This is a genomic window from Thermoflexibacter ruber (assembly GCF_900113045.1).
In the GTDB taxonomy this organism is placed as follows: Bacteria; Bacteroidota; Bacteroidia; order Cytophagales; family Thermoflexibacteraceae; genus Thermoflexibacter; species Thermoflexibacter ruber.
In genome coordinates this window covers 162201-173251 of the sequence record NZ_FONY01000007.1, presented here as the reverse complement: position 1 = coordinate 173251, position 11051 = coordinate 162201, and the positions used below count along the sequence as shown (strand labels likewise).

The following is an 11051-nucleotide window of genomic DNA, read 5'->3' as shown; positions in this document are numbered from 1 at the left end:
AATGCTTTCAGAGGAGAAGTCAAAAAACCTACCTATACTTATTACTATGAGGTAGTCAAGGACTCCAAAGGCAACAGATACGACCTTGTGGTGAAAAGGTTAGATGAAAATGAAATGATAAGCGTAGTTTATACTTCCTATGTTTTTGTAACCGAAGGAGCAAGCAAAGAGGACATAGTAGTTCACCTGCACTATGCCACGGGGGACGGCATGAAGTGGAGATTCTCTCCCAAAGATTACTTAGAAGTGGTTTACAGCAAAAATAATAGTACAGTCATAGAAAAGGCAGTAGGCAAAATGGAAACATGTCTTTTGCCCAATGTTGATAAAACTAAACTGTTGGAGAGAGATGCCTCTAAGGAGTTTTCTAACAAAGAAGCTATCAGAAAAGCAGTAGAGATTATGTTGGTGGCTTATGAGAAGGTAGTGCCTGATGCTTAAAATGCCCTACTCAGACCTACTCACTTTTCAGGGAGGTCTGAGTATTTTCCCTTACTATCCCTGCTTTATTTTCCTCAAAAATATTTTGTAGCTATTTAGGTATTTCAAACATACTATTTTTATATCGAGCTTTTTTATCTTAAAAATTGACCTTTAGTTTATTACCTCAATAACTCATCTTATTACTAACATCTACGCGTAGAAATACTTTGTCTTTGTACTTACCCTCAATCAAAAAAACAAAACTTTTCTAACATATCCTATTGCTGTCAGAGTTATCAAAGAAACAATTATATCTTTGCACTTTGAGAAAAAAATAGCATCAAGAAATGTTAAAAAAGCTAATTTTCACTATTTTAGGGAGAAGAACAAGCAAGCGGCTGTATTATACTCTTACCCGTAAAAAGCTCTATTTTTCAGAAGCAGAAATTATCATAGACTATTTTTATACCTACCAACGCCAAGGATTGATGATAGACGTAGGGGTGCATTTTGGAGAAAGTTGTCTGCCTTACAGCGAGTTAGGGTGGAGTATTATAGGCTTTGAACCCGACCCTTATAATCAGAAAAAAATTCCTATGATTCAAGGTTTGAAACTTTACCAAGAAGCTGTTTCTAATAAAGACGGCGAGGTACTTACGTTTTACGCAAGTGATGAGTCCTCTGGAATTTCCTCTCTCTCCTCGTTTCATGCTTCGCATCGTCCTGTGGCTCAGGTCAAGACCATTTCTCTTAGCACTGCTATAGAAAAAGAAGGAATACAAAAAGTAGATTTCCTAAAAATAGACATAGAAGGGCATGATTTATTTGCTCTTAAAGGCTTCCCCTTTGAAAAATGCGTTCCTGAGATAATTTTGTGTGAATTTGAAGACTATAAAACCGTTCCTGTCGGCTATACCTATAAGGATTTAGGAGATTTTTTATTAGAAAAAGGGTATGCGGTTTACCTTTCAGAGTGGTATCCAATTATCAAATACGGTTCGCAACACCGATGGAGAAATATACGCCCTTACCCTACTAAATTAGAAGATGCAAGAGGCTGGGGGAACTATATTGCGGTAAAACAATCAGAGAAAGATAGATTTGAGAAAGTACTCCAACAGTATTTGAAGGATTTTCCAATAAGCAACTGGACAAAGTAGCTTGATTATCAAGGATATAGCTTACCCACCCCATATAACAAAAGCCCCCCAATAGTATGGGTGTGCATATTTATCTTTCATTTTTTGTTGGGCTAAACGGAAGGCTTGGCGACGGTTGCCCTCAGCCAACCATAGTTGATAAAACTCTTTCATTAGGCTTTGAGTAGCCCAGTCATCAGCTAACCAAAGACTTATGATAATATTTTTCGCACCTGCTATCTTGAATGCTCTTTGCAAGCCATAGACTCCCTCTCCTACTTTGACATTCCCTACGCCCGTTTCACAGGCAGAAAGCACAACCAAGTCCGTAGTTTCCAAAGAAAGGTTCATGGCTTCGTAGCCTGTCAATCTTCCGTCATCTTCATCTATTTGATTATCGTTGCGATAAGAGGTTAGCATCAAGCCAGAGGAAAACATTGGGTCCTCGTAGCTATTAGCAGCAAAAAATCCATGCGAGGCAATATGCAGTACTGTAGGGCTGTCGCTTTGCTTTAGGATAGATTCGGAGGCTTTTTCACCTAAGTAAACTTCCGTATGCCACTGCTCTTTATTGAGGAGTTGGGCGATGTGTTTGACTTCTTTTTCTGTACCTTCCAAGTCTGATAATTTTTCCTGCAAATGCTCTGAATCATATTTAGGTCGACCTATCAATACTGCCTTAGGTAAGGTGTTTTGTAAAACGGCAGATGAAGCAGGCTCTATCTCCAGTATTTCTTTGGCATTGGCAAGCAAGTGAACGTCTGTTTCGTCTATGAGATAATTTCCTGTTTCGGGATTGAGCAATACATTTATATTCAACTGATTATATACACCATCAGGAGCGAAAAATATTTTCTTTACTTGTCCTATTTTTTCCTTAAAAGGCGTCCAAAAAAGTTGGTAAGAATCTACATCTGTTTGCTTTTCTTTGAGAGCAAAGCGATACGCCTTAAAGTGTTTGTTTTCCAAGTCTTTCCCATAGGTAATAAGGCTAACCATAGGATAGGTTTGCTCATGAGGCAGGGCTATTAAGCCCGCATAGTTTACCGAATCTGTCCATTTATCTTTGTAAATATCAAAATATCTAAATCTAATTACTTCTATTAGAGCCTCCCCCTGCTGAAGTTTTTGTTTGATGCTGCCCCAACTCACGGTTTGCTTATCGGCGAACTGTTTGAAAGTTTCTGATTTTTCATACAATTGCTTTTCTAACTTTTCCACTTCTGTTTCCAGCCCAATAATATCCTCAGCAAATATCTTTATCCTTGTTGCTTTGGCTGGCTTATAGATTTTTGCTAATTTGTCTTTCAATTTTGTCCACTTTTTATAGGTGGCTATGAGTTCTTTATCACCGCTATCAAGAATTTGTTTTCGCATCTTATTGGCAGATTGGAAGAGTATAGCTTTGGTAGTGAGGCGATAATTAAAAACTTCGCTGAGCAAATATGGATTTTGTGTACTTCTCTGGAAGGCAAATGCGTTGAACTTTTCAAAATTATCACTTATACCTGCATAAAACTTTTCCTTTTGTTTTTCAGACAAAAAAGGGAAATAGGCATAAATCTGATGGACTGAGGCTTTCAAATGTTGGAGATACCAACTTTCCGCTTTTTCGTATTGTTTGATAAGCTGATAGTACAAAGCTAACTGAACAAGCGAAGAGATATAATCAGGGTGGTTAGTGCCTACGATGCTTTGGCGTAGTCGCAGTGCCTCGAGGTAAAAACTTTCTGCTTTGGAGTAATTGCCTATTGCCTGTTGTGCTTTCCCTAACTGATGCAAAGCGTTGGCATAGATGAGGTGTTTTTTACCTAACTTTTCTGCAATGATTGCTATACTTTCTTCTAACAAAGGTAAAGCTTTGGTGGGTTGGTGCATAGCTTGGTAGAGGGTTGCCAAACTGAACAAGGCAAGACCATATTCAGGATGTTGTTCTGATTTTTCCTTTTTGATGATATTCAAGCTATTCTTCAGCATAATCTCAGCTTGGTCGAGGCAACCTATTTCTTGATAAAGTGAGGCACAGGCACTTTGAAAAGTAGCAAAGTACATATTATTTTTGCCGTCACGTTTCTTAATAATATTAATGCTTTTGATATAGCCATTGAGGGCTTTTTCATAATCTCCCATTTCATGCAATAGGGAGGCTAAATGATTGATAGACATAGCATAATCTACATCTCTATCTCCTAAGAGTTTAAGCCTAATGTCCCTACTTTTTGTATAAAGTTTTTCTGCTTCGCTGTACTCTCCTAAGTTCTGTTTGGCTACTCCCAAATTGTCCAAAAAAGTCGCTAAATCGGGATTTTCTACGTTAAAAATATCCTTATGAATATCTATCGCTTGTTGGATATGGTGTATAGCTTCCTCATAGTTTCCTATATCCAATAAAATCACTCCTCGGTTATGTACCAGATTCATCAGCGTTTCCAAGTACACGCTTTGGTCTTTACTTTCTGAGAGGCTATCTAAGTCTTTTTTTATGAGGGTGATTGCTTGCTGACTATGCTTGAGGGCTTCTTCATAATTTCCGTCTTGATGGGCATGCTCGATAAGAGTAAAAAACTTACTGTATTTCTTTTGGGCAAAAGAAATAGATACATGAAAAATAAAAGTGATAAGTAAGGCAAGAAAGGTAAACTTTTTCATGCTATAGGTTTTATACAAATTTAATATTTACACTCTTCCTTTTAGCAAACTCTAAGCCCTTTTTCAAAAGCCTCTAAGAATTTTTACCTATCCTTTTTTTAGTACTAAAAATTCTTGTTTAAGTGAAAAAGAATAAAAAAGTAATGGACTATACTAAGATTTTTATTTTTTTTATATCTTGCAAAAAATGATTAAAACGTTAAGATAGGGTTTTAAAAAATCTGATTTCTTTACATTTATCTTTATATTTTTGTATCATATAAGACTGATAAAGTTTTAAAGATGAATTTTATCAGTTCATAAAGCAATCACTCATTCTAATCCAAACTGAAAACCATGAACCGAAAAGTTATCAACAGCCATAAAGCACCAGAACCTATAGGACCCTATAGTCAAGCCATCTTGGTCAATAATACTTTGTATGTTTCAGGACAAATAGCAATAGACAGAGAAACAGGCAATATGGCAAATGAGGACATAGCTACGGAGGCGCACCAAGTCATGCGAAACTTAGAATATATCCTGCACGAGGCTGGCTTGGCATTCAAAAGTGTAGTGAAGTGTACTATATTTTTAAAAGACATGAACGATTTTCAAGTGGTAAATAATGTTTACGGGCAGTACTTTTCGCATCATCACCCTGCAAGAGAAACCGTAGAAGTGAGCCGCTTGCCCAAAGATGCCAGAGTAGAAATTTCTTGCATTGCAGTAAAAGAAATGTAAAAGTAAAACATTACAAGTAAAATTGTGTGATGCTTTTTTCTTATTAAACCATTATTTATGAATAAAGAGAATGCTTCCGAGCAGGAGATTATCTTTGGTATTCACCCTGTAATGGAAACTATAGAGGCAGGCAAAGAGATTGATAAAGTATTGATTCAAAAAGACTTGAAAGGGCAAAATATTGTTGCTCTTGCTCACCTATGCAATCGCCTCAAAATACCTATCGTCAAAGTTCCTATTGAAAAAATTAATCGCATTACCAAGAAAAATCATCAAGGTGTACTTGCCTTTATCTCTGCGATTACTTATGCCTCTTTGGACAATATTATTTCCTCTGCGTACGAACAGGGGAAAAATCCTTTTATCTTAGTCTTAGACCGCATTACTGATGTACGTAACTTAGGAGCAATCGTTAGAACGGCAGAGTGTGTAGGCATAGATGCTATCGTTATTCCTGATAAAAATACAGCAAGATTGGGAAGCGATGCTTTTAAAACTTCAGCAGGGGCATTGAGCAGAGTACCTATCTGCCGAGAGAGAAATCTGAAAGGCACTTTACAGTTCTTGAAAAACAATGGCTTGACAATAGTGGGTTGTACAGAAAAAACCGAAAAATTGATGTATGATATAGACTATGAAAAGCCCTTGGCTGTGGTGATGGGTTCAGAGGAAGACGGCATCTCGCCTGAATGCCTACGAATGTGCGACGAGCAGGTAAAAATCCCTATGTACGGGAAGATAGGTTCTTTGAATGTTTCTGTGGCAACAGGGGTAATTTTGTATGAAGCAGTAAAGCATAGAGTATGATTTTGAATGTTTTTGAAAGTTAAAAAATAAATTATGGACGACAAAAGTAAAAAGTTTTTATACGATTATCTAAACAATGCCTCGCCTACAGGATTTGAAGAATCAGGGCAAAAAATTTGGTTGGATTACCTCAAACCATATATCAGCGATTATCATGTAGATAACTATGGCTCAGTGGTGGGCATAGTCAATCCTACTGCCTCTTACAAAGTAGTCATTGAGGCACATGCAGACGAAATTTCGTGGTTTGTCAATTACATCACACCAGAAGGCTATATCTATGTCATTCGCAACGGAGGTTCTGACCATGTGATTGCTCCCTCAAAGCGAGTAAATATCCACACAGAAAAAGGCATCGTCAAAGCAGTCTTTGGTTTTCCTGCTATTCACACCCGCAAAGGAGATAAAGCAGACTTAAAACCTACCATGCAAAATATTTTCTTGGACTGTGGCTGTTCTTCAAAAGCAGAAGTAGAGGAGTTAGGCGTGCATGTGGGCTGTGTAGTTACTTTCGAGGATGGCTTAATGGAACTCAACAATAAATACTTGGTTGGCAGAGCCTTAGACAATAGAATAGGAGGTTTTATGATAGCAGAGGTTACTCGCCGACTGGCTGAGAACAAAGTACGACTTCCGTTTGGATTGTATGTAGTGAATTCCGTCCAAGAGGAGATAGGACTAAGAGGTGCCGAGATGATTTCTCGCTATCTCAAACCTGATTTAGCGATTTGTACTGATGTATGCCACGATACCAAATCGCCTATGTATGACAAGATTTTAGACGGAGAACAGGCTTGTGGCTTAGGTCCTGTACTGACCTATGCCCCTGCTGTACAAAATAATGTATTAAAAATGCTTATCAAAGTAGCCAAAGAAAAGGAAATTCCTTTCCAAAGAGCTGCCTCAGAGCGAAGCACAGGCACAGATACAGACTCTTTTGCTTTCTCGAGTACAGGGGTGCCCTCTGCTCTGATTTCTTTACCACTCAAATACATGCACACCACTGTTGAAATGGTGCATAAAGACGATATAGAAAATGTTATCAAACTGATGTATGAGTTTTTGGTACAATTAGAGGCAGGACACGATTTCAGGTATTTCAAATAGTCTTACTATTTTATGGTTAGAAATTTCTAAAAGGTATCTCTTAGTGAGAAAATACTTTTATGAAATCAAACTTAGTAGTGCATTATTTATGTATTTGTAGTTTTTTTTTCTGTTTTACCTACGAATCTGTTTTTGCCCAAGAGCGATGGTTTGTCTTTTCTCCCCAAGACTATTTTGCTACTCAGACCTTAGACTTGAGTCATTGGTTAGATGCTCCTGCGGGTAAGCATGGTTTTGTCCAGATGAAAGGAAAAGATTTGATTTTTCAGGACGGCACTCCTATCAAGTTTTGGGGGACAAATATCGCAAGCCATCTGCCTTTTATGCCAAAGGAACAGGCTCAAGTGTGGGCAAAATTTTTGGCTAAATATGGTTTCAATGCTGTGCGTTTCCACAAATTTACTTGGGACGCTACTGACGGCAAATATTCTACCCTTATTACAGAGGAAAATTGGAAAAATTTTGATTTTCTCTGCCAAGAACTCCGAAAAACAGGGATTTACTACGGTTGGTCGCACATCTATGGGCATAGGATACGCTCAGGCGATAGTACCCGCCTGCTCGCCTACAAAGAACTTGCCGACACCAAATTCCCTTGGTCGCATCTTAACGCCACTACTGCCTCGTTGGTAAACTTCGCAGAGGACTTACAAAATCTCAATATAGAGCTGACCGTCAATATGTTGAATCATAAAAACCCTCTGACAGGCCTACGCTATGCAGATGACCCAGCACTTAGTTTCATAGAGTTGCAAAATGAGGATAACATCTTTTGGAGTGCGATAGAAGAAACACTTAAGCAAACTCCTACTTATAGGGCTTTGTTGTGCAAAAAATTTTCTCAGTGGCTCTTGAAAAAGTACTATTCCCAAGAAAATTTAGAAAAGGCGTGGAACAGAGAAGGTATCAAAGAAGGAGAGCATTTAGGCAAAGAAAATATTTACCCTACGCCCAATCATGGACTTTTTAGCTGGGAATACGAGCAGGCTATTAAAAACAAACAGCCTGTAAAACAGCATATTTTAGATAAAATTGCTTTTCTATACGAGGAGCAGATAAAGTTTTACAACAAGTTTGTTGCCGCTATCAGAGCCACAGGATACAAAGGAACAATAGTGGGGAGTTGTTGGCAGGCAGGAACGGGAATCTCACATTTATACAATTTATATGCAGATTACCAAGTAGGCATCATAGACCGCCATAACTATTTTGGTGGTGGACAGGGACATGACCTCAAAGCAGGAAAGTTTGACAACAGTTCTATGCTTTCGCAAGTAGGTTCAGGATTGTTGGGGACAGGTTTACAGCAAGTGAGCGATAGACCTTTTGCTATTTCAGAATGGATGAGTCTTATTCCTAACGAGTGGACGGCAGAAAGTGCGCCTCTATTAGCAGTTTATGGCATGGGATTACAAGGCTGGGACGCTTCTTATACTTTTGCTACTGACTATCCACATTTTACAGAAACCATCCAAACGCCACCTTGGGGAGGAATTTACAATGCCTGCTCCCCTACGCAACTTGCTCTGTATCCTGCCTTAGCCATGATGATTTACCGCAATGATGTCAAAGAAGGAGAAACGATTGCCAATAGAAATGTGCATCTGCCGTCTATGCTGGAAAACAAGCAATTTTTAAATGAAAAAACCGTTCAAGACCATGATAGAAAAAGTTTTACGGGAGATTTTCCCTTAGAGGCTATGGCTATTGGAAAAGTAAGTATCTCTTTTACAGACAAGTTAAAAGAAAACGAAATTGGGGAAATTCAAAAATTTTGCAAAGGTAAAACTGTTTCTTCTAATACCCAACAACTTTTTTGGGACTATTCCGTCAAAGGATTCTTCACTATCAATACCTCTGGAACAAAGGGTTTAGTAGGTTTTGCCAAAGATAAGCTACACCGACTTGGCGAAGTAGATTTTAGTACAAGCAATGAGTTTGCTGTAATTTTGGTAAATAGTTTAGACAAACAAGAAGGTTTAGACAAAGCCAAAAGGTGGCTTATTACGACAGTTGCAAGAGCCAAAAATACAGGTATGGAATACGATGCAGAAAAGAAAAGCCTACTTAAAGTAGGGACTTCGCCTATATTGATAGAGCCTGTCAAGGTAAACCTAAAAATCAATAAAAAAGCTAAATATAAAGTATATCCCCTTGACCATGTGGGAAATAGACGCTTACAAGAAATCCCAATAAGCAAGCATACTTTGGTATTAGACGGAGAAAAATACCAAGCAATTTACTACGAAATCGTGTTTGAGTAAAAAATTAGAGCTATCTATCCTCAATCAAAAGTGTTTTTGAAATTTTTTACTAAAAAAGTCCCTTTCTCAGCAGGAGAAAGGGATTGAGGTTAAGAAAAACCGTTTTATTTTTAGTATAGAAATTTCTGACTTGGAAAGTCAGACCTACTTAGACAACTTTAATGTATTTTACAAATCCGTCAAACAGCCTTCTGATGCAGAGCCAACAGATTTGGCGTATTTATATAAGACTCCTGAATTGACTTTCAAAGGAGGCTGTTTCCACTCTTTTTTTCTTTTTTCTATCTCCTCATCGCTGACTATCATGTCAATAGTGTGGTTTACTGCATCTATCACTATTTTATCACCTGTTTTTACTAAGGCTATGCCCCCGCCTACTTGTGCTTCGGGAGTGATATGCCCTACCACAAAACCATGTGTGCCGCCAGAAAATCTACCATCGGTTATCAAGGCTACACTTCCTCCTAAGCCAGCCCCCATGATGGCAGAGGTAGGTTTAAGCATTTCAGGCATTCCCGGCGCACCTTTGGGACCGTTGTAGCGAATCACAACAACGTCCCCTGCTTGAATCTGATGATTAGCGATAGCGGCATTGGCTTCTGCTTCAGAATCAAATACTTTGGCTATCCCTTCAAACCTTTCGCCTTCCTTGCCTGTAATTTTCGCAACCGCTCCTTCGGTAGCAAGGTTTCCGTAGAGAATCTGTATATGCCCTGTTTTCTTAATCGGATTGTCCAAAGGTCTGATGACATCTTGTCCTTCTATGAGAGGTTGGGTATTCGCTAAGTTTTCTTTTACCGTTTTTCCTGTAACGGTCAGGCAATCTCCATGAATAAATCCTGCTTCGTACATCATCTTCATTACTGCCTGAACCCCACCCACATTGCAAAGGTCTTCCATAAGGTACTTTCCGCTTGGCTTGAGGTCTGCCAAAAAAGGAGTTTTATCAGAAATGCGTTGAAAATCTTTGATAGTCAAAGGAATACCTATAGTTTTTGCCATTGCCAAGAGGTGTAAAACTGCATTGGTAGAGCCTCCTAAGACCATGACCATAGTCAAGGCATTTTCGAAAGCCTCAAAAGTCATGATGTCTTTGGGCTTGATGTCTTTTTCTAATAAGTTGTAAATGTACTGACCAACTATATCACACTCAGCGTGTTTCAAAGGACTGACCGCAGGGAAAGACGAGCTATTGGGCAAGCTCATGCCCAAAGCCTCAATCGCAGTTGCCATGGTATTAGCAGTGTACATTCCGCCGCAAGCCCCTGCGCCTGGGATAGAGTTTTTGATGACACCTTTGTATTCTTCTTCGGTGATATTTCCCGTTACCTTTTTGCCATACGCCTCAAAAGCAGAGATAATGTCCAATTTTTTCCCTTTGTACTGTCCATAGTCGTACCTACCTGAGTTGATAGTTCCCCCATATACTACAATAGCAGGTCTATTTAGCCTTTCTATCGCCATCATTGCACCTGGCATATTTTTATCACAACCCACCAAAGCTACAATCCCATCATAGTTCTGCCCCCCAACGATGGTTTCTATGGAATCCGCAATCACCTCTCTGGAAACCAAAGAATAACGCATTTCGTCTGTGCCATTGGTCATGCCGTCGGAAACGCCTATGGTATTAAAAATCAAGCCAATGAGTTGATTGGCATTAATGCTTGCTTTTACCCTTGTTGCCAAAGCGTTGAGGTGCATATTGCAAGTATTGCCCTCGTAGCCCATGCTGGCAATGCCTACTTGGGCTTTCTGCATATCCTCTTCCTTCAATCCTATGCCGTAAAGCATTGCCTGCGCTGCAGGGAGGCTCTCATCTTGGGTAAATTTTTTGCTAAATTTGTTCATATTGATTTAGTTATAGTGATGAATTTTGTAAATAATTGATATGCAAGTAATAAATATTATTTTGTAGCGTTTGATTTTCCAAATAGCT

The 11051-nt window shown here is 38.8% G+C and carries 8 protein-coding genes; 6 read left to right on the top strand and 2 right to left on the bottom strand.

Annotation, left to right across the window (positions count from 1 at the left end; all coding sequences use genetic code 11):
• A partial coding sequence (locus tag BM141_RS22805; RefSeq protein WP_177217278.1) for a hypothetical protein occupies window positions 1-441 on the top strand: 441 nt, incomplete at its 5' end.
• Between the two features lie 329 nt (window positions 442-770).
• Window positions 771-1583, top strand: coding sequence for an FkbM family methyltransferase (locus BM141_RS05875; RefSeq protein WP_091541641.1), 813 nt, complete (start codon window positions 771-773; stop codon window positions 1581-1583).
• A 21-nt stretch (window positions 1584-1604) separates the two neighbouring features.
• Here BM141_RS05875 and BM141_RS05870 read toward each other — a convergent pair whose 3' ends face one another.
• The gene (locus tag BM141_RS05870; RefSeq protein ID WP_091541637.1) at window positions 1605-4211 is read right to left on the bottom strand and encodes a CHAT domain-containing protein; all 2607 of its coding nucleotides are present in this window, start codon (window positions 4209-4211) and stop codon (window positions 1605-1607) included.
• 336 nt (window positions 4212-4547) lie between these two features.
• On the opposite strand from BM141_RS05870, the gene BM141_RS05865 reads away from it, so the two are divergent.
• From BM141_RS05865 to BM141_RS05850, 4 genes are read left to right on the top strand one after another with little or no spacing between them, the layout of a single operon-like run.
• Window positions 4548-4934 carry a RidA family protein gene (locus BM141_RS05865; protein WP_091541633.1) on the top strand — a complete coding sequence of 129 codons (387 nt, stop codon included), beginning with the start codon at window positions 4548-4550 and terminating at the stop codon, window positions 4932-4934.
• Window positions 4935-4991: 57 nt separating this feature from the next.
• Window positions 4992-5741, top strand: coding sequence for a 23S rRNA (guanosine(2251)-2'-O)-methyltransferase RlmB (gene rlmB / locus BM141_RS05860; RefSeq protein ID WP_091541630.1), 750 nt, complete (start codon window positions 4992-4994; stop codon window positions 5739-5741).
• A 33-nt stretch (window positions 5742-5774) separates the two neighbouring features.
• Complete coding sequence (locus BM141_RS05855; RefSeq protein WP_091541627.1) at window positions 5775-6848, top strand: M42 family metallopeptidase; 1074 nt, start codon at window positions 5775-5777, stop codon at window positions 6846-6848.
• 59 nt (window positions 6849-6907) lie between these two features.
• Window positions 6908-9112 carry a hypothetical protein gene (locus tag BM141_RS05850; RefSeq protein ID WP_091541623.1) on the top strand — a complete coding sequence of 735 codons (2205 nt, stop codon included), beginning with the start codon at window positions 6908-6910 and terminating at the stop codon, window positions 9110-9112.
• Between the two features lie 168 nt (window positions 9113-9280).
• Here the strand turns inward: BM141_RS05850 and ilvD are convergent, their stop codons facing one another.
• On the bottom strand, window positions 9281-10963 hold the full coding sequence (gene ilvD / locus BM141_RS05845) for a dihydroxy-acid dehydratase (RefSeq protein ID WP_221407633.1): 1683 nt from the start codon (window positions 10961-10963) through the stop codon (window positions 9281-9283).
• Window positions 10964-11051: the final 88 nt, after the last annotated feature.

What these genes read in the sequence shown, in the direction of transcription:
- BM141_RS05875 (WP_091541641.1), top strand. Translation starts at nt 771, where the DNA reads ATGTTAAAAAAGCTAATTTTCACTATTTTAGGGAGAAGAACAAGCAAG.
- BM141_RS05870 (WP_091541637.1), bottom strand. Translation starts at nt 4,211, where the DNA reads ATGAAAAAGTTTACCTTTCTTGCCTTACTTATCACTTTTATTTTTCAT.
- BM141_RS05865 (WP_091541633.1), top strand. Translation starts at nt 4,548, where the DNA reads ATGAACCGAAAAGTTATCAACAGCCATAAAGCACCAGAACCTATAGGA.
- rlmB (WP_091541630.1), top strand. Translation starts at nt 4,992, where the DNA reads ATGAATAAAGAGAATGCTTCCGAGCAGGAGATTATCTTTGGTATTCAC.
- BM141_RS05855 (WP_091541627.1), top strand. Translation starts at nt 5,775, where the DNA reads ATGGACGACAAAAGTAAAAAGTTTTTATACGATTATCTAAACAATGCC.
- BM141_RS05850 (WP_091541623.1), top strand. Translation starts at nt 6,908, where the DNA reads ATGAAATCAAACTTAGTAGTGCATTATTTATGTATTTGTAGTTTTTTT.
- ilvD (WP_221407633.1), bottom strand. Translation starts at nt 10,963, where the DNA reads ATGAACAAATTTAGCAAAAAATTTACCCAAGATGAGAGCCTCCCTGCA.